Below are 24763 nucleotides of genomic sequence, written 5' to 3'. Positions count from 1 at the left end.
GGGATTCGGCGATACGCCGATAAACACGTGCGAACGGCGGCAAGAAGCGGACAGCGGCGGAGCGGGCGCGAAACGGCCGGGCGACGCACGGGAGAATCCCGGGCGGCCGCGCCGCCCCGTCGTCGTCACATCGCATCCGGATCAGGCCGGCAGCGCGAACTGCGCGACCGCCGAGCGCAGCGCGTCCGCCTGATCCTTCAGCGAATGCGCGGCGGCCGCGGCCTGCTCGACGAGCGCCGCGTTCTGTTGCGTGACCTGGTCCATCTCGCCGACCGCGCGATTCACCTGATCGATGCCCGCGCTCTGTTCGCGCGACGCGTGGCTGATTTCCTCGAGAATCTCGTTGACGCGCTTCACCGATTGCACAATCTCCGTCATCGTCGTGCCCGCGCGCGTGACGAGCGACGCGCCGTGCTCGACCGTCGTGTTCGACGTCTCGATCAACGACTTGATCTCCTTCGCCGCCGTCGCCGAGCGCTGCGCGAGCGTGCGCACCTCGCCCGCGACGACCGCGAAGCCGCGTCCCTGTTCGCCCGCGCGCGCCGCCTCGACCGCCGCATTGAGCGCGAGGATGTTGGTCTGGAATGCGATGCCGTCGATCACGCCGATGATGTCGCCGATCTTGCGCGACGCGTCGGTGATCTCGGCCATCGTCCGCACGACGTCGTCGACGACCGCGCTGCCGCGCGTCGCGACCTGTGCGGCCTGGTCGGCGAGTTCGGCCGCCTGCGACGCGCTGTCCGCGTTGTGCTTCACGTTCGACGTCATCTCGTCCATGTTCGACGCCGTCTGCACGAGGGCGGCCGCCTGCTGCTCGGTGCGCTGCGACAGGTCGGTGTTGCCGGCCGCGATCTCCGACGCGCCGACGTTGATGTTCTCGGTGCCGAGCCGCACGCGCGACACCATGTCGATGAGCGCCGCCTGCATCGTGTGCAGCGCGTGCAAGAGGCTCGCGCGGTCGCCGCGGCGGATGTCGACGTGCGCGGTCAGGTCGCCTTGCGCGATCCGCTGCGCGGTTTCGACGGCAGCCTCGAGATTGCCGCCGAGGCTGCCGCGCACGCTGCGCAGCACGAACACCATCAGCATCGTCGCGGCGATGCCGAGCACGGCCGTCATCGCGAGCCAGCGGCCGGTGCTCGCGAGTACGGCGGCCTGCAGGTCGTCCATGTACATGCCGGTCACGATGTACCAGTCCCACGGCGCGAAATGGCGGACGGCGCTCGTCTTGTCGATCGGCTTGTCGGCGCCCGGCTTCGGCCACATGTATTCGACGAAGCCGAGGCCGCCCTCCGCGTTGCCCGCTGTCACGATCTCGACGAACAGATGCTTGCCGCCCGGATCGGTGAAGCCCGACACGTCCTTGCCGTTCAGCTCCGGCTTGATCGGATGCATCACGACGACGGGCTTCGAGTCGTTGATCGACAGATAGCCGTCCTTGCCGTAGCGCATCGCGGCGATCGCTTCGAGCGCGGCGCGCTTCGCGTCGGCTTCGGGCATCGCGTTCTGCTGCGACAGCTTGTAGAAATGCTCGCTCACGCTGTATGCCTGCGCGGTCAGGTTCGCGAGCTGCTCGCGCCGGTCCGAGACCATCGACGTGCGGTTCTGCCATGCGCCGGTCGCACCGATCAACAGCAGACCGACCCAAAGGATGACGATCATCGACGTGAGCTTATGGTTCAGGGAAAGAGAGCGCATGGTCTTTAGTCGTGGAGGGGCTGAGGCATGGGGGACGAATGCCTGTTTATCGGCGCGGAGGACCGCGGGCGCAGGCGGGTATTCCCTAGGTGCGGGCGGAACGCGGGGAAGCCCTGAGGGCGGTTTGACGGATGTCGCCCGGCATGCGGGCGTGGCGTATGCGGACGGGCGGATGGGAGCGGATCTTCAGCCAGTTGCGCGGACGGCGGCGATTCGTCGGCCGAATGGACAATGTCGTCGTCGTTCGATCGACGGCGCGGCGATCGGCAATGCTTGTCGCGGCCGATGTCGGCGCATCGGGATCGACGCACGCGGCATGAGGGGGCGCGTGCGGGCGGCGGGCGGATCGACGGAATGAGACGAAACGCGCGAGGGCACGACGGAAAAGCGTGACGGCAAGGCGTGCGAAACCGTCAGGCGCGGTCGATCTCCGGATCGCGAGCCCGCAAGCAAACCGATTTCTGGCTCGCGGGCCTCGGCGGCATCCGTGCGCGCGTTCGCGGCGTGCCGGCTGCGCCGGCTTGCCGCCGGCGCGTCACACCGGGTCCTTGCTCGGCGGCTCTTCCGGCTTCTGCGGATTCTCGTGATGGTGGTGGCCGGGCGACGGCGGCGCGAGCGCGTCTTCTTCGGGGTCGCGAGTGGGGTCGGCGGGCGGTTCCGGCAACGGTGTCGTGTGATCGGTCATGGGAGTCGGCAAATCTCGGTAAACGCAGGGACCGGCGCGGCACACGCCGGGTCTCGTCTTCCGTTATAGGCAATCGGACGCGCGTTTGCCGGATGACGCGGCGTCAGCCGCGCGGCGGCGGGGCGAGCAGGTCGGCGCGCGTGTCGACGTCGCGCAGCACGGCGGAATCGTCGACGTCGACGAGCGCGGGCGGGGCGGCCGCCAGCAGCGCGCGGGCGCCCGTGTCGCCGTCGAGCGCGGCGAGCGCGTCGTAATGGCGGCTCGAGAAACCGACCGGATGGCCGCGCTGCCCGCGATAGACGGGGGCGACGGTGGACGCGAGCTCGACGTCGAGCGCGCGTGCGACGGCCTCGATCGTCGACGGCGCGATCCACGGCATGTCCGCGAGCGCGACGATCCAGCCGGGGCTGTCGGCGCTCGCCCGCACGCCGGCCGCGAGGCTCGCGCCCATCCCGCGCTCGGCGTCGGGCGCGAACACGACCTGGCAGCCGACGTCGTTGAGCAGGTGCGCGAGCTTTTCCGCGCCGGGGCGCACGACCGCGATCACGTCGGGGAGCACGGCGGCGAGCCGCTGGGCGGCCGCGACGGCGATGGGCGTGCCGTCGGGCAGCTTCGCGAGCAGCTTGCTGTGCACGCCGTCGGGGTCGAAGCGGGTACCGAGGCCCGCGGCCAGCAGCACGCCGGTGGCGAGCGATGCATGAGTCATGGCGGTAACGGGTGGCGAAGGTGCTGCGATTGTGCGGTGCGGCGCGGGCGGGGCGCAAGTTCGGGGAAGCCCTTTCCTTCGAGCGATGGCGGCGGAGGCGGGCCGCGATTGGTGTCGTCGTTCGCCCGGATGGCGGCCATAGCGGGGGGCGCGCGGGATCAGTGTCCGCACGCGGCGATCGTCGTATGAGCGATCGAGACGGTTATTGCGGGAAACGGGGGGGCTGCGAAGCCGAGGAACCGAGCGGAGAAATCAAGAAAATGCCGAAAGACGGGGAAGTCGGGAAGCCGAGAGATCGGGAGGCCTGGAAGCCAAAAAAACGGGAAGCCGAAAAATCAAGCGCCGGAGTTGCGAAGCGCCGGCTGGCGGGAGAGCGGCGAACCAGTTCCGAGCGGTGGCAAAGCGGCTGGTGTCGACGACGCGCCACAGCTCGGAAGGAGGCGACGAAGGTTCGCGACTTTTTCGTCGATCCCGATCCGCGCCACGGTCGTTACAATCGCCGTTTCGTCTTCGCTTTCGCTTTCGCGATCGATTCGCTTTCCACATGGATGCATCCACATCGCTTTCCGCGCACGCCGCGCTGCTGCTCATCGATCTGCAGAAAGGCATCTACGATCCGAAGCTCGGCCGCCGCAACAATCCGGACGCTGAGACGCGCGCCGGGAAACTGCTCGATTGCTGGCGGAGTGCCGGGCGTCCGATCGTGCACGTCCGACATATTTCCCGGTCGCCGGATTCGGTGTTCTGGCCGGGACAAACCGGCGCGGAATTTCAGGACGCGTTCGCACCGCTCGCGCACGAGCACGTAATCGAGAAGAACGTCCCCGATGCGTTCGCGGCGACCGGGCTTACGCGCTGGCTGCATGAGCGGGCAATCGCGCAGGTCGTGATCGCGGGCGTGATCACGAACAATTCGGTCGAGTCGACCGCGCGCTCGGCGGGGAATCTCGGGTTCGAAGCAATCGTCGCGGGCGACGCGTGTTTCACGTTCGACCAGCGCGACTTGTCGGGGCGGCTCTGGTCCGCCGAGGACGTTCATGCGCTGTCGCTCAGCAATCTCGCGATGGATTACGCGCGCGTCCTGGTCGCTGCGGATATCGTCGTGCTGGCGATGCGCCAGCACTGATCTTCGCCGGCGTCTTGCCGGACAGGATCCGGTTCGCTACGAGGATCTGACGATGGCGGCGGGATACATGGGGCGCGACCGCGTGCCGATTTCAGGCATCGTGTGGAAGACGCGCAGACCAGATCGTGAATACACGATCATCCGGGCGTTCGAGAATGAGCGGCTCAGGGTGACTGCAGAGTGGTATGGCGCGATCACGAACGGCGCCGCCATCCCGCATGTGCAGCGGAAGCCGTTCAGGCTCTTGGTGATCAACATTATCACGACAGACGGCGAGGGACGTGCCTTGGAGCGTCCGTTGCGTATGTCCGACCGGACGGCGTCGCGGGAATTCCGATTTGAGCATGAGTTGATCGATGCCTACGAGGAGGACATCCTCGTGCGCTTCGGCGGCTGCGAATGGCTGCCATCGTCGGATTGGCAGAGTGGTCGGCAGTTCGTTGAACGGGGGCAACCTTCTCGTTCCACCTGCGCCGGACGCGGTCGACGTGCGAGGTATGGAAGAGGATGTCGCAGAAATCGCTGGAAGCTGGTAGTTACTGCAGTGGATTTCGTTTGGGGCGCCATTTTATAATCCGACTGCACCAATAAGCGGCGTGTCAAATGAAACTGATTCACTCTATTGTTCAATCGTTGAGGATTCGGTAAAAAAGAGAATTCAAAGATATGCCGACGTGAATGTTGATCTGTCTCTTCCTTCATGGCGGTTTGATTGCTGCGTTATTTTGGTTTGTCATTCATGATGTTGCTCAGAATTTTACGAGATATGTGAATCAGCATGGCTTCATTAGTAAAACTATTTTGTTTTGAATTGTGATTGGCGGGGTTGCATTAATCGCACTTTATTTCACTGGCCTGTCATTGCAGTTTAGTAAATATTTGCAAGAGCGGTTGTTTGAATGGATGCGTTGCTTCAAACCGTGTTTGGCACGTCGCGAATTGAAACATTTGGTCAATGTCGAAGCTCGCCTCTCGACAAGTGGTTCCGTGTCGTGGATTAGTCGGATCAAAGAAATCGAGAGGACCATCGATTGCAAATAAGCTATCTCCGTTTATGAGATCGTTCGACCAGTGGTGGAAAGGTTATGGAGGGAATCCCAACCACGGACTGTCGCGGGTGCGAACTGACCTTGCCCCTGCTTCGCGAATCCCGTAGCTGAGGGAATCAGGCCAGGGTGAACATCTCTTCTTTCCTTCCTTTGGGTCGAGTTTATGCACGACCTGATGGAAGGCGAAATTACAGAGGAAGTTCACTCCAGTAGCCGAGAACTTCACTCGCGCTTGACGGCGAATTGATGGCCTGTGAACTTGCCAAAATTTCACGTACGGCAGAAGGCAAAGGTTTTTTTAGTTATCGATCGCGGACCGATCTCGACCAGCCTGTTGATGCGTTTGTAGCCACGATCGATAACTAAAAACCTTTACCATATGTGAGGATTAATATAATCACGAATACCGGCAACGCCATCTTCATGGAGTTTATGTCATTTAATAAACGTGCAAGATCCAGGCAATTGAGTTCCGCAATGTTAGCTATTAATTAACATCGTCAAATTCAGAAATTAAACACCTTGTCATTCCTCATGCGACTGCGCCGAGAATTATTAAATTTTAGATAAATGATCGTACTGTTCAGTTTATGTGATCAGGCGACAAGTCGGAACACATGGATTCAGGTGCTGGCACGTATGCTCGGATCGTCGGCGCAAAAAAACGATCGGCAACCCTTCCGCCAACTTGCCATATGGATCGGACATCTCTTATGGTGTGGCGATCCAATGCATATGATGCCCATCGATAAGGACAAAATTCGTTCCATACCAGTTTAAGAAAAGAGGAATCGCAAATTCTGGAGAGCCAAAATGGAATGGGGGAAGGCGGATTATGAAAATGCGGCGCGAACCCAGGAATTTTCGAAAAACGAATTGCCACAGCGGGAGCGCAAGGTCGCGATCGTCGTCTTCGAGAATTTTTCGCTGACAGAGGTCAGCTCGATCGCGGAGATACTCCGGATTGGCAATGAACTGGCCCGTGGCGATACGAAAAGGCCCGAATACAGTGTGGTGGTGCTATCGAGCCGGCAGGCCCTCGTCCCATGCGGTCCGTTCGTACAGCTGTTTGCAAGAGCGACCAGTGTCCACGACGCACGGCTGTTTGAAGCGGTATTTGTTGCCGGAGGAACAGGAGCCGGTGCCGCCTCACACGATGCAGACTTGTTGTCGTGGCTGCGCCAACTGCCAAAGCACGCGCTCGTAATGGGTCTTGCACCGGGTGCGGAGGCGATTCTCTCGATGAGTGGGCGCGCCGACAATCCAGCCGCCGGTTACAAAGTTCTTGCGGACGATAGTGCCGTGTGGCGCGCGGCAACCTCTGCGCGTGCGACGGGCGAGGGCCGGGGTACCGTCCAGTACGAACTGGCCGTGGATGCCGTGCTCAGCATGATGCGCAGCGACTTTGGCACAGGGGTCGCGTTGGAACTGGAGAGAAGGATCAACTCGTATCTACGGGTGATTTTCGTCGATACAGCCGAGCGAAGCAGCAATGAAAAACGCATATTGAGCGAGCGCATTGCCTGGTCGGTGCGATGGATCCACGAGAACAGCGACCACTCGATTTCTGTGGCCGCTCTGGCCCGGCATGCGTCGATGAGCGAGCGCAACTTCCTGCGCCGGTTCAAGCGCGAGATCGGCCTGACGCCCAGCGAGTATCTGACGAGCGTTCGCCTCAATCTCGCACGGCGCCTGCTCGTCGACGCCGATCTGCCGCTCGACAAGATTGCGCGGCGCTGCGGCCTGTTCAATGGTGATCATCTGCGCAAGCTCTTTCAGAAACACTTCTCGATGTCGCCGGCGGATTATCGAAGGACCACACGCAGCGTACCGGATGAGATGCCCGAGGACGCAGGTGCATCTGTTTTCCGCCAGCGGACTGAACGTGGCGGCGACTCTCTCGCAGCGTAGCGATCGGCGGCCACGCTGCCTCGACGTGGCCATGGGTGGTTGCCCTGGCGGGTTCCACGGGGTTGAACGGTCTGGACGGAAAGCTGGGCGCGACGCGACGTCGAACAGCCCGTCGGCGCGGAGCAACGGGCATCGTCATCGGGAGGAAGGCATGAGCGAAGATTGCGTTTTCTCGCGGACAAGGGAAGACGAAGGATCGGACTGGGACCGGGCGGCAGCCGACGGGACGACGGCCGTCGTTCCCATCATCCTTGCCGGCGGTGCAGGAACGCGCCTGTGGCCGATGTCGCGGGAGCTCTACCCGAAACAACTGATCGACCTGTTCGGGGGCGATTCGTTGCTCCAAGCGACAGCCCGACGGATGGACGGTTTTTGCGCCGAGGCGGCGCACCTGTGCAAACCGCTCGTCGTTTGCAGCGAGGAACAACGCTTCGTCACGGTGGAGCAGTTGCAGGCGAAGAATATCGAGGCCGAGTTGATTCTCGAGCCCGTCCGGCGCAATACTGCGCCGGCGCTGACGCTTGCTGCGGCATTCGTGGATGCAAGAACGGACGATGCCGTCCTCGTCGCCATGCCTGCGGACCACGTGATCGAGGACATCGCGGCGCTCCACCATGCACTGGCCGTGGCCGTCGGTGCTGCGCGCAACGGAGCGATCGTCGCTCTCGGCGTTCGGCCGACCCGCCCTGACACAGCCTACGGCTATATTTTGACGGGCTCGCTGCGCGAGGACGGGACGAGCGGCATCGTACGCTTCGTGGAGAAGCCGGCTCCGGATCTGGCGGCACAGTACGTCGCCTCCAGTGCTTACTGGTGGAACAGCGGCATTGTCGTCGTACGCGCGACGGTCTGGCTCGATGCGGTGAAGACGTTGGAGTCCGAGATGCACGAGGCATGCGTGTCGGCCATAACGCACGCGAGCGCCGCGGGTCTGGCGACCCGCGCATCCGCGGAATGGTTCGAGCGCTCACCATCGGATTCCATCGACTACGCCGTGATGGAGCATCTGGGCGCGGACCCGGCATTGCCGCCTGGCGTGATGGTGCCGCTCGAAGGCGGCTGGTCGGACGTAGGGTCCTGGAACGCCGTATGGGAGGCGTTCGACAAGGATCCGAGCGGCAACGTGGCGCGTGGCCGCGTAGTGTTCGAGGCGGCAAGATCGACCTTCGCGCTTTCTGAAGGACGCCTTGTCGCCTGTGTCGGCGTGACGGGCCTGGTCGTCATCGACACGGACGACGCCGTGCTGGTGGTTGATCGCTCGCACGTGCAGCACGTCAAGGGACTCGTCGACAGTCTTAAGGCACGACGTGCGCCCGAAGCGGACACGCATCGCAAGGTGCGGTGTCCGTGGGGCTATTACGACTTGATCGACCGGGGCGAACATTTTTTGGTAAAGCGCCTGGTCGTCAAGCCCGGCGAGCGATTGTCGCTGCAGCTTCATCATCACAGGTCCGAGCGTTGGGTGGTCGTGCGCGGAACGGCGCGTGTCGTGCGCGGCGACGAACAGTTTCTGCTCAGCGAGGGCCAATCGACGGACATCCCGCTCGGTGCGCGGCATCGCCTCGAGAACCCCGGCAAACTGCCTCTCGAAGTCATCGAGGTGCAGTCTGGTTCGTATCTCGGCGAAGATGACATCGTGCGTTTCGACGATTTGTACGGCCGCACATGAAATGCGCTTACGATATTGCTCCGGGAGTCCCGCCGCATTGCCCTTGCACGCGCCGGGCCGGCAGCGCGGCATGCCGCGCTGCGCAAACAGCATGCCACGCGACGCGAATGCGACCGCCGATGCGTAAGGCCACGCGTTCGAGGCATGCAAGGCGCCTCGCGCGGATGTTGCTCGCGCTTGCGGCGACGCATGCGAAGTTCGCATTGTCGTCAGAGCCGGCGATGTCGTTTCTCGGGCAAACGGGCGGACTCGTCATACCCTACGGAACGACGCTACCGACGGGCGAAGCCGAGTTCCAGTTCAACGACTACAAGGATCCTCGCTTCGCAACGCAGGCTTCGAGTGCGCAAAGCTACTTCGGGGCATTCGGTTTTCTTCCTTACGTGGAAATCTCCGGCGGACTCGTCAACTACGCGAAGCCCCAACCGAGTGTAATACCAGGGCAGGAGAGCTTCGTTATCCGGCACCTGCTCGGCAACGTAAAGCTGGGAGTGCCGCATGTCTTCGAGGGCCAGCCCGACATCGCAATCGGCGCCACCGATTTCGGCGGTCAGACGAAGTTTTTCCGGTCGAAGTATGTTGTTGTCACGGATTCGTTCGGCCCGGTTCGCGTCACGTTCGGCGCGGGATGGGGCGGGCAGCGTCTGAATGGTGTATTCGGCGGCGCCGAACTTATGCTTGGGCGCAGCGGATTGTCCGTGCTGGCCGAACACGACTCAAGCGTTGCCTATGCCGGCGTGCGGTATCGCTCTCCCGCCATTGCTTGGCTCGGGGACGCGCGGCTCATCGGCACGGTGCAACACTCATTGAGCGCGAGGCAGAGTGCGCTCCCGGTTGGCAGGACGGCTGTTTCGCTAGGCCTGCAAATTCCCCTTGGCCGGCGCTACGACGATCCGCTGGCGCTGGTTACGCCGGATCGAAGCGGGGGATCTCCCGAGGCAGCGGCTTTGACGCCGGAGCCGCGTTTCCTAGACCGGCCGGGCTCAAGTGCTGCGCCGCGAATCGAGCCACGCGCGGCAATTGATGTGGCCGGCGAGCGTCACGCGCCATCCGTGGCGAGAGACGGCATCGTGCCCGAACGATGTTCGGCCACCACAGTCGATCAGGGCGCCGATCGTTTGTTGACCATTCGTGACTTGTTGATCCGCCTTGGTCTCGAACGTGTCAAGTTGGGCCGATACCGCCGCTACCTGATCGTCGAGTACGAGAACCATCGCTACAACCAGAACGAAGCGGACGCACTCGGCATCGTATTCGGCGTGGCTGCGAGGGTCGCGCCATGCGATGTGATAAGAGTCGTGGCCGTGATCAAAAAGGCCGGTATGGCCGTGGGACAGGTGTCGGTGGACCGTCAGAGCTTTGCTGCCTTCATCGTAGGCGGACACGACGACCGCGACGCTGGCGACACGCTATTGATGTCGACGCGTCCGACTTTCAGTGACGCGGATGTATCCTGGGCGTCGATCGAACCTGGTCCACGTTCGCTCGCACGCATCGAAATCGCTCCGAAAACGAGCTACCTGATCGGAACGGAGTACGGGAAGTTTGATTATTCGCTCGCAGCCAATATCGAAGGTTTTGTTCCACTGTGGAAAGGCGCGGAACTCTATGCGAGCTACGTAGCGCCGATCAGGAACAGCGCCAATGTCGGAAGCGGTCGCGTGTTCGATGAGTTTGCGCTTGAGACCGGGCTTTCGGACGTGACGCTCAATCAGATTCTGTGGGCGAATGCGCAGACACTCAATGTCGCTGGCATTGGGAAGATCGGCTTTCATTATTTCGGCATCGAGGACGAAATGACATTCTTCGTGCCGTCGCGCCCGGATATCGTCCGCTTGCGTTTGGCCTATCTGAAGCGCTTCCACGGAGCATCCTCGTCGGCAGTCCGGCGCAACGTGGAAAACGCGGTACTGCTCTACCGCTGGGTGCAACCGTCGTGGCATCTGTGGGTCGAAGCGGGCGTCGCCCGCTACGTCGGCGGCGACCGCGGGCCTCTTCTGAACATCGTGCGCTGGTTCGACGATGTCGCGGTGGGGCTCTCGGTGAGCCACAGCGAAGGAGGCACGTTCGCAGGTGTCTCGATCAGCTTCCCGTTGACGCCACGCCAGGGTATGTCGCCCGGTGTCATCGAGGTGACGGGAGCGGAGACCGTCCCGTTGTCGGTGAGAACGCGTGTCGGCAGCGCGGCAAACACCGTAAGTTCGGGTGCTGCCGAAGACCTCTCGTTTGGCTACAGCACGCAGCAGTTCCTGCTGAATCAAGGTCGCTTCAGTGAGGCTTACTTCCAGTCTCAGCTTTTTCGCATGCGCGACGCCTGGCGGCGATTCGCACTGCCAGTCATGGAAGGCACGAAATGATGATCGAATTTAGCGATTTGCTTATCGCGGAGGGATCACTATGAAACTCGCAACGTTTGCTCGCCCCCTTGCACTGATGACCGTTCTCGTGCCCATTGCGTTGGGGCTTTCCGCCTGTGGCGGCGGCGGTGGAGGTGGCGCGACTAAGCCCACTTCCTTCAACGGAACCGCGGCGCTGGGCGCGCCGTTTCCGAACGCGGTCGTAACCTTTACGTGCCGCACCGGCGCCGCCTCGACCACCACGGATGCCAATGGTAACTACAGTTTGACAGCGTTGGTTCAGACACCTTGCGTCGTAACGGCGACGGACGGGACGCGGACGTTGCACTCGCTCGCACCTGGCGCCGGCCTGATCAATATCACGCCGCTAACGGAACTGCTTGTGCAGTATGTCAGCGGGCAATTGAAAACGAGCGAGCCCGCACTTTTCGCGAACTTCTCTGGCAATGCGAACGCGCTAGCATTGATATCCGATCCCGTGCAGATCAACACAGCAGAGTCGGCCATCGTCGATCTGATCAATAGAATTTTCAACATAACACTTGGCATAAGAAACTTTCTGAGCATTTCGTTCGTGGCAGGAAGCGGTGCGGGCGCGGACGCCGATCTCGATGCGCTTGCCACAACAGGCGCGATCAATCCGACAACGCGTTTGCCGTCAGACCAGGCTACGGCTGCAGCGTGGTCCGCGGGTGAGTCCAATCCATACAACCCTGGCGGCGGAGCGACCGGTGCGACGGGCGGCACGGGTGGAAGTAGCCCGTCGACGGGGAACTGATCGAACGGTATGTCGCGCGAGAACCAGCGTGGGATTCATCGGTCACGCGAATGTCGCGCATGACGCGACACCCATTTTTCGGGACAACGACGATGCTGCTCATCTTCGTAGTAGCGTTTGCCGCTTCTCTGATCGGAAATGCCGTCATCGTTCGATACGCAAGCGTGAATGGTATGCGTATGCTCGACTATGACCTCCGTGGCGTGCAGAAGATGCACATGCTGGCTGTGCCGAGAATCGGCGGCGTAGGGATCGCCTTCGCTGCAGCGCTTGCCTGCTGCTTTCTATCGGGGACGGCCGCACTGACGCCGCTGCCCGCGGCGCTCTTCGCCTGTGCGGCGCCGGCGCTGATGGCCGGACTGCTCGAGGACGTCACGAAGCGAGTGAGCCCGCGTGCGCGATTCCTGAGCGTGATAGCCGCCGCGCTGCTTGGCTGCCTGATCCTGGGCGCGGTGATAAGGCGCGTCGGCCTGCCGATCGTCGATACCGCTCTGGCCGTCGTTCCTTTCGCCGTCGTGTTTACCGTCGTCGCAGTGACGGGGCTCACGAATGCGCTCAACATCATCGATGGCGTCAACGGCCTCTCGTCAGTCGTCGGCATCTTCATCCTCGCTTCGATAGCCTGCGTCGCTTATCACGTCGGCGATGCATTCGTCATGTGGACCGCGCTTATCATGATCGGCGCGATCGGCGGGTTCGCGGTCTGGAACTACCCTGCCGGGCTCGTGTTTCTCGGTGACGGCGGGGCGTACTTCATCGGCTTTGTGATTGCCGAGCTGCTTGTGCTGCTCGAGGTTCATCCGGCGGTCTCGACCTGGTATGCGGTGCTGGTCAGCATATATCCGACCTGGGAGACGCTGTTTTCGATGTATCGACGCAAGATGGTGCGCGGCAGGCCGGTCAGCGCACCCGATTGCCTCCACCTTCACACACTGATCTACCGGCGTGCGCGTCGCTGTGGAGCGCATGGATGCGACCGGCACAAACGATTGCTGTCCAACTCCGGGACCGCGCCCTTCCTGTGGCTGTTGACGCTCCTCGCCGTAGTGCCGGCGACGCTATTCTGGCGCAATGGCGTGCTGATGTTTGTGTCGATCTGCGCGTTCATTGCCCTCTATGTCTGGCTGTATGCGTCGATCGTACACTTCAGGACGCCGCGCTGGCTTTTTGTCGGAAGGCCCTCGAATACGGAAGCGGGTCGCGCCGATCGCAACGCGGCCCTGGCGCGCGTTCATCACTCAGAACACCGGGGATCGGAGAACGATGTCTGCTGATCTCGCCTCTGGAAGCAGGGGGACGCGCCGCGTGGGATGGCATGACAGGCGCCTGCGCGCTGCGCCGCTTGCGTGGCTGCTGCCACTCTTCTGCGCGGCATGCACCGCTGCACCAGGCATGCGCTTCGATCCAAAAGCACCCGTTGATCCAGGTGATCCGTTGTCGGTGCCGCATATCGTGACGATCACACCGTCGCTCATTCACGATCAGAATGAACAACGGCGACTCGATCCTGACGACGGATACAAGGCGATGATCGGTATGCCGCAACCGTACAGGATCGGGCCAGCCGATGTGTTGTCGATCATCGTCTGGGAGCATCCGGAACTGGTCGTGCCAAATCTGACCTATTCGATAGGCGAGACGGCTGGGGCACAGCCCGCCGGGCCCGGGTTGACCACACAAACGGTTCCAGGCTTCGTCGTCGGCGCCGACGGAGGGATTCAATATCCGTATCTGGGATTCGTCAAGGCGGGCGGGCTCACCGTCGGCGAATTGCAGGCCGTGATGACAAAAGGACTCGGTCACTTTCTGAGAAATCCGAAGCTGACGATCAGCGTCATCGCCTATCGCAGTCAGCGGGTCTTCGTCGAAGGGCAGGTTGGGCAGCCGGGCATCAAGCCGGTCACCGACGTGCCGATGTCGCTTGCAGAGGCGCTCAGCGAAGCCAACGGCATTCCGGCCGGCATCGGCGACACGAGCCGCGTCGAAGTGCTGCGCGCCGGCAAACGCTACCTCCTGAACTTGCCGGCGCTTGCTGCACAAGGCGTGGATACGTCGCAAATCATGTTGCGCGATCGCGATGTCGTACGCGTGCAGCCTCAGACATACAACCAGGTGTTCGTCGTCGGCGAGGTGGGCAAGCCGACGCCCGTGCCAATGCATGATGGGCAACTGTCCCTCAATGATGCGCTTGCCGAGGCGATGAGTGTCAATCCGGCCACGGCACAATCAGAAGGTGTCTATGTCGTGCGTGCGAGCGACAACCCCGAAAGGCCTCAAGTCTTTCGCCTCGACAGTAGATCGCCGGTCGGGCTTGCGCTCGCCGAGCACTTCAGGCTGCAGCCCAAGGACGTCGTCTATGTCGACTCGACGGGTCTCGCACGCTGGAGCCGCGTGATCAATCTGCTGCTACCGAGCGCGCTCGGGTTGAGCGCGACACGCTCGACGATGGGCAACTGATTCTCGCAACGAGCAACCATGTCGGGAGCGGGGCACATTGACGAGGTACACGGAAGTGTCGATTTCGATCTTGACGGTATGTGTCGCAAACATCTGCCGCAGTCCGATGGCTGAGGGGCTGTTGCATCTGCAACTGCCCGCACTCGAGATTACGTCGGCCGGCCTCGATGCCGCGATCGGATGTGGCGCCGACCCGTACGTGCTCGATCTAATGCGTTCGCGGGGCATCGATCTTGCCATGCATCGCGCCCGTCAACTCCTATCGCTTCACTGTCGGCAGGCCGATCTGATTCTCGTCATGGAGGAAGTGCACCGCCATGCTATCGAGCGCTGCTACCCATTTGCACGCGGTCGCGTTTTTCGCATTGGCCAGTTTGGCAGCTTTGACGTACCCGATCCGAGCGGTGGCGAGCCGCGGCAATTCGACGGCTGTCTCGACCTGATCGAGCAGGGCGTTGAGGATTGGGTTGCGCGAATCCACACGCTCTTCGCGCCATCTTGAAACAAGAACGATCGAATTACTCCATGGCACCACTCAAACGCTCATCCGCCGTCGTGACGCATGATCCCGAAATCATCGGCCTCGCCGCGTTTCTCGACATGCTCGTCGATAATCGGGCCGTCATCTCAACCGTGACGGCGCTCTTCGTTGTGGTCGGTGTGTTCTATGCGTGGCTCGCCCCGCCGGTCTACGAGAGCGCTATTACGTTGCAAGTCGAGGAAGACCGCGACACGGGTACCCCGAAAGGCATGCTCGGCGACATGTCGCAGCTCGTTGAGATCAAGTCTCCAGCCGAGGCCGAAATGCAGATTCTCGGCTCGAGGTTCGTGCTGTCGAGAAGCGTCGATGCATTGCGGCTCTACATTTCGGCGCAGCCGAGACGCTTTCCACTCATCGGAAGCTCGATCGCCCGCTACAGCGATGGATTGTCGCGTCCTGGCCTCTTCGGCATCGGCGGCTATGCGTGGGGCAGCGAGTCCATCAACGTTGCAGCCTTCGACGTGCCGCCGCACGACGAAGGCCGACGCTACACGTTGCGTGTTCTGTCGGGGGGGCGCTACGCGTTGCAAGGCGACGGCATAGACGGAGAGGCAATCGGGCACGTCGGCGTCGGCGAGCGGTTTGCTACACGAGCCGGGCCGGTCTTGCTCAGGGTCGAGCGCATGGATGCACGGGAGGGCATCGTCTTCGAGCTGACCCGGGATTCGTTTCAGCAAACAGTCACACAATTGCGCAAGGCGCTCATCATCGCTGAGAAAGGCAAGCAATCGGGTGTGATCGAGGCGACATTGCAACACAACGACCCCGAATTGCTGAGTGCGACGCTCAATGAGATCAGCCGGCAGTATCTGCGCCAGAATATCGAACGTAAGGCCGCACAGGCCGAGAGATCGCTCGATTTTCTGGTCGATCAGCAGCCGGAGATGAAACACCAGCTCGAAGAATCCGAGAATCGCTACAACGCGTACCGCAACACGCATTCAATCATCGATCTCGGCGAAGAGGGCAAGGTTATCCTGCAACGCTCGGCGGACGTGGAAAGCAGGCTGCTGCAGCTGAGGCAAAAACGTGAGGAGTTGCTGATGCGCTACATGCCATCGCATCCGGGCGTCATTGCGATCGATGCGCAGATCGCCGAAGCGGCAAAAGTGGCAGGTGAACTGGCGGGGCGCGTCAAGCAAATGCCGCTTTCAGAGCAATCGACGCTGCGCCTGGAGCGAGACGTGCGCGTCAATACCAATCTGTACGTGTCGTTACTCAATAACATCGAACAGTTGAAGCTCCTCAAGGCGAGCAAGATTGGCAACGTGCGGCTCATCGATCGGGCCGAGGTGCCGCAAATTCCGGTCAAGCCACGCAAGCTCATGGTGGTCGGCCTCGCGGCGCTCATGGGCCTCTTTGCAGGCGTCGGAATCGCATTCATTCGCGACGCGCTTTTGCGCGGCGTCACCGATGTGACTGCACTCGAAAGCCATAGCGGGCTGTCCGTCTATGCAACCATTCCCTACAGCAAGCAACAGGAAGCGTTGGCGCGCAAGATGGCGGTGAAGACGAAGGAAGAGGATCTGATGCTGGCCACGCGCTATCCGCTCGATCCGGCAATCGAAAGCCTGCGTAGCTTGCGTACCGCGCTTCAGTTCGCGATGCTCGAGGCGCGCAACAACGTCGTGCTGCTGACAGGCCCCTCGCCAGGAATAGGCAAGTCTTTCGTATCGGCGAACCTGGCAGCGGTGCTGGCGGCCTCCGGCAAGCACGTGCTGCTGATCGACGGCGACCTGCGCGCTGGTCATCTGGACCGTTACTTCGGCCAATCGAACGGAGTCGGGCTCTCCGATGCCATTGCGGGCGCTGTAGCCTGCCAGGATGTGGTGCGCGAGAGCGTCCGCCCGAACCTCGATTTCGTACCGACGGGCACGGCTGCCCTCAATCCGGCCGAGCTTCTGCTCAGTGACAGATGGCTCGAGCTTGTGAATACAGTATCGGCCCGATACGACATCGTTCTTATCGACGCCGCCCCGGTACTGCCGGTTTCGGACGCCGGCATCATGGCCCCTGTCGCCGGTACTGTCTTCCTTCTCGCACGGTTTGCGCAGACACGTGTCGGCGAGATCACAGAGTCGGTCAAGCGCCTCGCGCAGGGCGGATCGCGCGTGAGCGGACTGCTCTTCAATGGCGTCGCGCCGCGCAGATACAGCTATGCCTATGGCGGAAAGTACGGGCGCTACCGCTATGCTGCATATCGGAATGACCGGACTCGCGCTGAGAATCAAGTACGCCAATGAAGGTTGAATGCTCAGCCCAAGACGACAAAACTCCATATCATCCAGACAGATGAAAGATTTGGAATGCAAACAGACTACGCTATGAACGTGAAAAAGAGGGAACGGGAGTCGTTATGAAGGCCGCGCTTATTACCGGAATAACAGGACAGGACGGGGCTTACCTGGCGGAGTTCCTGTTGCAAAAAGGGTACCTCGTGCACGGCGTCAAGCGTCGCGCGTCGCTCTTCAACACGGCGCGTATCGATCACCTCTACGAAGATCCGCACGAAGAGGAGCGTCGCTTTGTTCTGCACCACGGGGATCTGACAGACGCGACGAGCCTGATCCGGATCATTCAGCAAGTGCGTCCCGACGAAATCTACAACCTCGCGGCGCAAAGCCATGTGGCAGTGTCGTTCGAAGCGCCCGAGTACACGGCGAATTCCGATGCGCTCGGCACGCTGCGCCTGCTCGAGGCGATGCGCATCGTGGGAATTGAAAAGACCGCGCGCTTTTATCAGGCCGCGACGTCCGAACTCTATGGGCTCGTTCAGGCTGTACCGCAAAAGGAAACCACGCCCTTTTACCCGCGTTCGCCTTATGCCGTCGCGAAGCTTTACGCCTACTGGATCACAGTCAATTATCGCGAGGCCTACGGCATCTACGCGTGTAACGGCATCCTTTTCAACCATGAATCGCCTGTACGCGGCGAAACGTTTGTCACGCGCAAGATTACGCGTGCGCTTGCGCGGATCAAACTCGGTATGCAGGGCTGTCTCTATCTCGGCAACCTCGACGCGAAACGCGATTGGGGGCATGCGCGCGATTACGTCGAGATGCAATGGCTGATGCTGCAGCAGCCGCATCCGGAGGATTTTGTGATCGCGAGCGGCGTGCAATACAGCGTGCGTGACTTCGTCGACGCGGTCGCGAGAGAGCTCGACATGCCGATCAAATGGCGAGGAAAGGGGGTCGAGGAGCGCGGCTATGACGAACGCGGCAATGTCGTTGTCGCGGTGGACCCGCGCTATTTTCGACCCGCTGAAGTGGCGTCGCTGCTGGGCGACGCGGGAAAAGCTCGCGAGAAGCTGGGCTGGAAGCCGCGCACGAGCTTTGCCGAACTGGTCGCGGAAATGGTTCGAGAAGATCTACGCAGTGCCGAGCGCGACGCGCTCGTCCGGGAACACGGCTACCGCGTGTTCGAATGCCATGAATGACTGACCAAACGAAGAGGGTATACATGTCTGGAACTTTGGATAAACATGCCCCTATCTATGTCGCGGGCCATCGGGGCATGGTCGGCTCGGCAATCGTGCGCCGCCTGATCGCGGGGGGCTACGACAATATTGTTACGCGCGATCGCGCATCGCTCGATCTGATGGACCAGCAGGCCGTTCGGAGGTTTTTCCGCGAACAACGGCCCGCTTATGTCTTTCTTGCGGCTGCGAAGGTCGGCGGCATCTATGCGAACAACACGTACCCGGGCGATTTCATTCGCGAGAATCTGCTGATCGAGTGCAATGTGATCGATGAGGCAATGGCTGCCTCGGTCGACAGGCTGCTCTTCCTCGGCTCATCGTGCATTTATCCGCGCGATTGTCCGCAACCGATCCGCGAGGAGTACCTGCTCACCGGCACGCTCGAAAGAACGAACGAGCCCTATGCCGTTGCGAAAATTGCGGGGGTCAAACTCTGCGAAGCTTTCAACCGTCAATACGGCACGCACTACGTGTCCGTCATGCCGACCAATCTGTACGGACCCAACGACAACTATGATCTGCGCACGAGCCACGTCCTGCCAGGATTGCTGCGCAAGGCGCATGAAGCCAAGCTGAGTGGCGATTCGCGTCTGGTCGTATGGGGCACCGGCAAGGCGAGGCGCGAGTTCCTCTACGTGGACGATATGGCCGACGCCTGCGTGTTTCTGATGGAAAACGGCATCGAAGAAGGCCTGATCAACGTCGGCATGGGGGAGGACGTGACGATCCGCGAGCTTGCCGAAGAAGTCATGGACGCGGTTGGGTTTCGTGGCGACATCGTCTGCGATCCGACCCAGCCTGACGGCACGCCGCGCAAGCTGTTGTCGGTCGAACGCCTGCACGCGCTCGGATGGCGGCCTAAGACGCCGCTTGCAGAAGGGATCCGCAAAACCTATGCGAGCTTTCTCGCCGAGAGCGACCGGCGGTAGTTGGCAATCGCGATCGATACAGATGTCCAACCCAATGGAACATGGCGGCATTCGCAAATGAACTGGCTCATTACCGGCGGGTGCGGATTCATCGGCGCCGCACTGATCCGGAGACTGCTTGACGAGGGCGGCCATGCCGTGCGCGTGCTCGACAACCTCAGCACCGGTGCGCGCGCCGATCTCGCCCGCGTCGCGGCGTACGAAGAGCTTGCGCGCGACGAGATCCGTTCGGCGCCGCGCTGCATCGAGCTTGTCGTGGGCGATATCGTTGATGCGCAGTTGGCGCTCGATGTCGCGCGAGGCTGCGACGTCATCGTCCATCTGGCCGCCAATACGGGCGTTGTGCCGTCGCTACAGAATCCGCGTGCGGATCTCGGCGCCAACGTGATCGGCACGTTCAACTATCTGGAAGCCGCTCGCCACCATGGCGTCAGTCGGTTCGTGTTCGCATCGAGCGGTGCGTCGACAGGGGATGTCGAACCGCCCATCCACGAGGAAGTCGCGCCACATCCCGCGTCACCCTACGGAGCGAGCAAGCTCGCCGGAGAGGCATACGCGTCGGCCTACAAGCACGCGTTCGGCATCGATACCGTCATGCTCCGTTTCGGTAACGTGTATGGCCCGGGTTCTGCGCGCAAATCGAGCGTCGTCGCAAAATTCATTCGCGCGGCACTTGCGCAGATGCCCGTTGAGATCCACGGCGACGGTTTGCAGACGCGGGATTTCATCTATATCGACGATCTCGTCGATGCCGTGATGCTGGCGTCGATCGTACCGGGCATAGGCGGGGAGGCGTTTCAGATCGCGAGCGGCGCGGAAACCACGATCGACGATTTGGCCGTCCGTATCGCGAGGGCGCTCGAGTGCGTGGGTGTCCACAATTTCAAGGTGACACGCGCCGATGCGCACGCGCCGGGTGTGAGACGAAGCTTCTCCGACACGACGAAGGCGCGCTTGCTTCTCGAATGGCAACCCAAGGTGACGCTCGACGAAGGTCTGCAAGAGACGGTCTTGTATTTTCTCGATAACGTGAGGGCTTTGCCATGAACCCGCTGTTTCATGGCCAGGCGATCCTGGTGACGGGCGCGTGCGGCACCGTCGGCTCCGAGCTGATCAGACAGCTGCTGACGGATCCCGCTTATGCGCCGGGCGAAGTCATCGGCATCGACAACAGCGAAAGCGAAATCTTCTTCCTCGACCAGCATTACCTGAACGACGGCCGCGCTCGCTTCTTCGTCGCTGACGTTCGCGACGGGGAGGAACTGGTCCGCAAGACAGCCGGCGTCGATATTGTCTTTCACTGCGCGGCGCTCAAGCATGTCATTCTCTGCGAACGCTCGCCCGAGCAGGCGGTACAGGTCAATATACTGGGCGTACAGAACATCATATCGGCCGCTCAGGCGAACGGCGTGAAGCGCGTGATCTTCACAAGCTCGGACAAGGCCGTGAACCCCACCAATGTGATGGGTACCTCGAAACTGATGGGCGAGCGCCTCATTACGGCCGCCAACAGCCGAAAGCGTGGTGCGGGCCCGATCTTCGCATCGACGCGCTTTGGCAACGTGCTCGGCTCGAACGGCTCAGTCGTTCCCATTTTTCACAACCAGATCGCAAGTGGCAGCCCGGTCACACTCACACACCGTGACATGACCCGCTTCGTCATGAGCATCGAAGACGCCGTACGTCTTGTCATTGATTCTGCAACGCTCGCGAGAGGCGGCGAAGTCTTCGTCACCAAGATGCCCGTCGTTTGCATAAAGGACCTGGCGGCAGCCATGATTGCAGAACTCGCCGGTGCCTATGGCAGGAAACCGCAGGATGTCGAGATTGTCGAGATCGGTGTGAAAGCGGGGGAAAAGCTCTACGAGGAGTTGATGAGTCAGGAGGAAATTCGTCGCGCGTTGGACCTGCGGCGCTATTTCAGCATATTGCCGGCGTTCCGTGGCATCTATCACGAGATCCGATACGAATATGACGATCTGGTGAGCGGACAGGTGCTTGCGCCGTATGTGTCGGCCAGTGAAACGCCGCTCTCGGTGCTTCAGATCCGCCAGTTGCTGAGGGACGGCGGGCTGGTGAATCGGCCCGAACGAGAGGGGAGCATGCGTTACTGGCCCGGCGACAAGGAGGAGAAGCGGACATGCGCGTTCTGATTCTGGGAGGCGACGGATACCTCGGTTGGCCAACGGCGATGTCGCTCGCTAAGAGTCACCATGAGATTTGCGTCATCGACAACTACCTGCGTCGCAATATTGCGCGGGAAACGTCGTCCGAGCCGCTTTTCGACAATCCCAATTTGCCCGATCGCGCCGCCATTTTCGAAGCCATTCACGGCAAGCACATTCGTGTGGAGATCGGGAACTGTGATGATTACCGCACGCTCGAGCGCGTCGTGCGCGATTTCGGTCCTGACGTGATCGTCCATTATGCGGAGCAGCCATCGGCCCCTTACTCGATGAAGGGATTCGACGAGGCGCGCAGGACACTGCAGAATAACCTGGGCGTGACGTTCAACGTGATCTGGGCAATGCTCGAACACGCGCCCGATTGTCATCTGATCAAACTCGGGACGATGGGCGAGTACGGCACGCCCGACATCGACATTGAAGAAGGGTGGCTCGACGTCGAGCATAACGGACGGCGTCAACGATTCCTCTATCCGAGACAGGCGGGGAGCCTTTACCACACGACGAAGGTGCTGGATACCGACTTGCTATGGTTCTATGTTCGCACGCACGGCCTGCGGGTGACGGATTTGATGCAGGGCCCGGTGTACGGAATCGAGACCGAAGAGTCGATTGCCGATTCGCGCCTGATGCCCAATTTTCACTACGACGACATTTTCGGAACCGTCGTCAATCGCTTTCTGGTGCAAGCGGTTGCCGGTGTTCCGCTGACGGTATACGGCAAGGGTGGGCAAACGCGCGGCTACTTGAACATCAAGGATACCTTGCAATGCATCAAGCTTGCGATCGGAGCGCCGGCCGATCGTGGCGAACTGAGGATATTGAACCAGTTCACCGAGCAATTCACCGTGAATGAACTGGCAGCGCATGTCCGGCAGGCAGGCGCGCGCCTCGGGCTGCAGGTACGCATCGAACAGATCGCGAATCCGCGCAAGGAGTTGGAGGATCACTACTACAACGCGAAGCATCGCGGGCTCTTCGAACTGGGCTTGAAACCGCATTACCTGACCGAAGACGTCCTTGTGCGAATGTTCGAACCTGTCGCGAAGCATAAAACCTCAATCGATCGTCGAAAGATTCTGCCTCGAGTCGGATGGACTCGATAGCGGTGGCGTTCGGTGATGCGACGGCTGCTTGAAACGAAAGAGAGGGGATGTGTGCGGCGACAACGCATAGTGATGCGCTTTGGCGACCAGGCGGTGGTCAGTCTGGGTAACCTGGTTCTGGGCTTGTTGATGGCGCATGGCCTCGGCCCTGCAAAATTCGGTGTATTCGCGCTGGTGTGGGCGATCGTCGTTTTCGCGCTCGGGTGTCAATGGGCGCTCGTGACATCGCCGATGCAATCCAGCTTGCCGCGCACGGCCGAGTCTGAACGGTACGGGCTCTGTGCGGCATTGATCGCACATTCCGCCGCCATCGGTTCGATGGCAGGGGTGGTGGCGGTGATTGTCGCCGCGGGCCTCGGCGAATCCATGCGCGCCGTGGACTGCATTCTGGTCGCGCTGTCGAGCGTCGCCGTGGTGGTTCAAGACTTTGTGCGCCGATGGCTGCTCGCGGTAGAGCGTCTGGGATGGGGTCTTGCGAGCGACATTTGCCGGCAATTCGGCGCCGCGCTGGCAATCTTTCTCCTGCCGATCGGGTGGCGCGGTGCGTTGCCTGCGGTGATGACGGCAGTCGGTATGGTCGCGCTCGTGAGCTGTCTCCCGATCTGCGTCGAGATGCGGCGAGCGCGCTGCTCGTGGGCGCTCGTTTTGCAGCACGCACGGGTTCACGCGCGCACTGCCCGGTGGCTCTTTCCATTCGTTGTCGTGCAGATGGCCATTGCCGCTGCGCCGCTCTATGTGATCGGCGTGATCGTCGGGCCGGCGAGCGCCGGGGGCTATCGCGCGGCGCTCTATCTGATGGCGCCACTCGTCGTATTGTCCGAGGCCCTCGAGACTTTTCTGCCGCTGCGTGCAAGCGAAGCGGCGGTGCATGGCGGCGTATCCGCGCTCAAATCCCTTCTCACGTATTGGATATTGATCGCCACGGCACTGAGCGTCGCCTATTTGACCGCCGTGAATGTCGCCGGCGGATGGCTGTTCAGCACGCTGTTCGGCATGCGCTATGCCGCGCTGGTCCCCCTTCTGGTCCCATTGTCGGTTGCGGCGGTGCTTCAAATGGGGACCTACATGTTGAATGTCTATCACCGGGCGGTCGAGAAACCCCGTGGTCTCCTGATTGCCGAGCTGGCTGCCGCCGCGAGTCTCGCGGCGGGTTGCCTGATTTTTCCAATTGGCCGGATCGGCGCGGGAGTTGCCATTTCCACGGCGGCGTCGCAGGCGGTCAAGCTGGTCGTGCTCGCGTACAGGGCGCGCGGCAAGGCCGAACAGCAATTTGCCTGACCGGATGACACTATGTATTCGTGCTGCGGATATCGAAACTGTTCCAACACACTCAAACCGTACTTTCTCGATGGTGAGACAGATTTCTTCCGGTGCGAGCGGTGCGGTATCGTTCAACGCTACCCGATGCCGTCGCTTGCGGAGCTCGACCGCATTTATGCCGGCCTCTACCGTTTGTCGCGCATCGCGGACGACGCGACCGATCAGTCATCGGGGGAACGCGTGTTGCGGCGATACGGCCGATACCTGATGCGCCACATCGTTCGTCCAGGCGATTCCGTCCTCGATTTCGGATGTGGCACGGGTCAGCTCGTGCGAATTCTGAACGATCAAGGCATTGACGTGCTTGGCGTCGAGCGCTCGGATGCGGCGCGTTATTTCGCGAGGCGCCATCACAACCTGGATTTGCGCGCAACGCTGGACGAGGTCGCGGACAGGAGCGCCGACGTCGTCACGATGATCGAAGTCATCGAACATCTTCCCGATCCGTTCGCGATGCTTGACATGATCCGTCGAAAGATCAAACCCGGGGGCATGATCTTCCTGACTACACCCAATCGGAACGGCCTGCGCGCGCGACTAGAAGGCGGCAACTGGCGGGAGGCAAAAAAGAAGTTTCATGTCCTGCTTCTCGATCCGGGGAGCTTGCGGCGACTGTTGCAAACGGCCGGCTTCGCACGCATCAGGCTGATCAGGTTCCCGCTGGTCCAGCGTGAGGGCCTCGCTTCTCACGTCGTTGCCCGTGCGTTACAAGTCGCGGGCGTCGGAGGTACCGTGTGTGCCACCGCAGAGGTGGACAAATGAGCGCC

General features: G+C 61.4%; 20 protein-coding genes. 17 read left to right on the top strand and 3 right to left on the bottom strand.

Annotated features, from left to right (window positions below; translation table 11 throughout):
* Positions 1-141: 141 nt before the first annotated feature.
* From WS70_RS25575 to WS70_RS25570, 3 genes are all read right to left on the bottom strand, one after another.
* On the bottom strand, positions 142-1695 hold the full coding sequence (locus tag WS70_RS25575) for a methyl-accepting chemotaxis protein (RefSeq protein WP_059473008.1): 1554 nt from the start codon (positions 1693-1695) through the stop codon (positions 142-144).
* Positions 1696-2230: 535 nt separating this feature from the next.
* The gene (locus WS70_RS32520) at positions 2231-2380 is read right to left on the bottom strand and encodes a hypothetical protein (RefSeq protein ID WP_010109053.1); all 150 of its coding nucleotides are present in this window, start codon (positions 2378-2380) and stop codon (positions 2231-2233) included.
* A 103-nt stretch (positions 2381-2483) separates the two neighbouring features.
* Positions 2484-3086, bottom strand: a complete 603-nt coding sequence (locus WS70_RS25570) for a nucleotidyltransferase family protein (protein ID WP_059473009.1) — start codon at positions 3084-3086, stop codon at positions 2484-2486.
* Positions 3087-3630: 544 nt separating this feature from the next.
* Here WS70_RS25570 and WS70_RS25565 point away from each other — a divergent pair.
* From WS70_RS25565 to WS70_RS25485, 17 genes are all read left to right on the top strand, one after another.
* On the top strand, positions 3631-4212 hold the full coding sequence (locus WS70_RS25565; protein WP_059473010.1) for a cysteine hydrolase family protein: 582 nt from the start codon (positions 3631-3633) through the stop codon (positions 4210-4212).
* A gap of 52 nt (positions 4213-4264) precedes the next feature.
* The gene (locus WS70_RS25560; RefSeq protein ID WP_059598377.1) at positions 4265-4786 is read left to right on the top strand and encodes a hypothetical protein; all 522 of its coding nucleotides are present in this window, start codon (positions 4265-4267) and stop codon (positions 4784-4786) included.
* A 1288-nt stretch (positions 4787-6074) separates the two neighbouring features.
* The gene (locus tag WS70_RS25555) at positions 6075-7172 is read left to right on the top strand and encodes a GlxA family transcriptional regulator (protein ID WP_082722433.1); all 1098 of its coding nucleotides are present in this window, start codon (positions 6075-6077) and stop codon (positions 7170-7172) included.
* 151 nt (positions 7173-7323) lie between these two features.
* Positions 7324-8841, top strand: a complete 1518-nt coding sequence (locus WS70_RS25550; protein WP_059598376.1) for a mannose-1-phosphate guanylyltransferase/mannose-6-phosphate isomerase — start codon at positions 7324-7326, stop codon at positions 8839-8841.
* A gap of 164 nt (positions 8842-9005) precedes the next feature.
* The gene (locus WS70_RS25545) at positions 9006-11198 is read left to right on the top strand and encodes a YjbH domain-containing protein (RefSeq protein WP_059598375.1); all 2193 of its coding nucleotides are present in this window, start codon (positions 9006-9008) and stop codon (positions 11196-11198) included.
* Positions 11199-11238: 40 nt separating this feature from the next.
* Positions 11239-11976 carry a carboxypeptidase-like regulatory domain-containing protein gene (locus WS70_RS25540; protein WP_059473015.1) on the top strand — a complete coding sequence of 246 codons (738 nt, stop codon included), beginning with the start codon at positions 11239-11241 and terminating at the stop codon, positions 11974-11976.
* Between the two features lie 92 nt (positions 11977-12068).
* Entirely contained in the window at positions 12069-13250 is a 1182-nt protein-coding gene (locus tag WS70_RS25535) for an MraY family glycosyltransferase (protein WP_059598410.1), read from the top strand.
* The gene (locus WS70_RS25530; protein ID WP_159082964.1) at positions 13240-14433 is read left to right on the top strand and encodes a polysaccharide biosynthesis/export family protein; all 1194 of its coding nucleotides are present in this window, start codon (positions 13240-13242) and stop codon (positions 14431-14433) included. The genes WS70_RS25535 and WS70_RS25530 overlap by 11 nt, the downstream gene beginning before the upstream one ends.
* A gap of 55 nt (positions 14434-14488) precedes the next feature.
* On the top strand, positions 14489-14935 hold the full coding sequence (locus tag WS70_RS25525; RefSeq protein ID WP_108034127.1) for a low molecular weight protein-tyrosine-phosphatase: 447 nt from the start codon (positions 14489-14491) through the stop codon (positions 14933-14935).
* A 23-nt stretch (positions 14936-14958) separates the two neighbouring features.
* Entirely contained in the window at positions 14959-17217 is a 2259-nt protein-coding gene (locus tag WS70_RS25520; RefSeq protein ID WP_059598374.1) for a polysaccharide biosynthesis tyrosine autokinase, read from the top strand.
* A 113-nt stretch (positions 17218-17330) separates the two neighbouring features.
* On the top strand, positions 17331-18413 hold the full coding sequence (gmd, locus tag WS70_RS25515) for a GDP-mannose 4,6-dehydratase (RefSeq protein WP_059473019.1): 1083 nt from the start codon (positions 17331-17333) through the stop codon (positions 18411-18413).
* Positions 18414-18436: 23 nt separating this feature from the next.
* The gene (locus WS70_RS25510; RefSeq protein ID WP_082722431.1) at positions 18437-19384 is read left to right on the top strand and encodes a GDP-L-fucose synthase family protein; all 948 of its coding nucleotides are present in this window, start codon (positions 18437-18439) and stop codon (positions 19382-19384) included.
* A gap of 57 nt (positions 19385-19441) precedes the next feature.
* Complete coding sequence (locus WS70_RS25505; protein WP_059598372.1) at positions 19442-20431, top strand: NAD-dependent epimerase/dehydratase family protein; 990 nt, start codon at positions 19442-19444, stop codon at positions 20429-20431.
* Positions 20428-21537 (top strand): polysaccharide biosynthesis protein, encoded by a 1110-nt coding sequence (locus WS70_RS25500; RefSeq protein WP_059598371.1) that lies wholly within the window; start codon positions 20428-20430, stop codon positions 21535-21537. The genes WS70_RS25505 and WS70_RS25500 overlap by 4 nt, the downstream gene beginning before the upstream one ends.
* On the top strand, positions 21525-22676 hold the full coding sequence (locus WS70_RS25495) for an NAD-dependent epimerase/dehydratase family protein (protein WP_059598370.1): 1152 nt from the start codon (positions 21525-21527) through the stop codon (positions 22674-22676). The genes WS70_RS25500 and WS70_RS25495 overlap by 13 nt, the downstream gene beginning before the upstream one ends.
* A 72-nt stretch (positions 22677-22748) precedes the next feature.
* Positions 22749-23954 carry a lipopolysaccharide biosynthesis protein gene (locus WS70_RS25490; RefSeq protein WP_156438347.1) on the top strand — a complete coding sequence of 402 codons (1206 nt, stop codon included), beginning with the start codon at positions 22749-22751 and terminating at the stop codon, positions 23952-23954.
* A gap of 126 nt (positions 23955-24080) precedes the next feature.
* Positions 24081-24758: a class I SAM-dependent methyltransferase gene (locus WS70_RS25485; protein ID WP_059473025.1), complete on the top strand. Its 678-nt coding sequence runs from the start codon at positions 24081-24083 to the stop codon at positions 24756-24758.
* The last annotated feature ends 5 nt before the right edge of the window (positions 24759-24763 follow it).

Source organism: Burkholderia mayonis (genome assembly GCF_001523745.2).
Lineage (GTDB): Bacteria > Pseudomonadota > Gammaproteobacteria > Burkholderiales > Burkholderiaceae > Burkholderia > Burkholderia mayonis.
The sequence above is the reverse complement of the archived record's forward strand: the minus strand, read 5'-3'. Positions and strand labels throughout refer to the sequence as shown.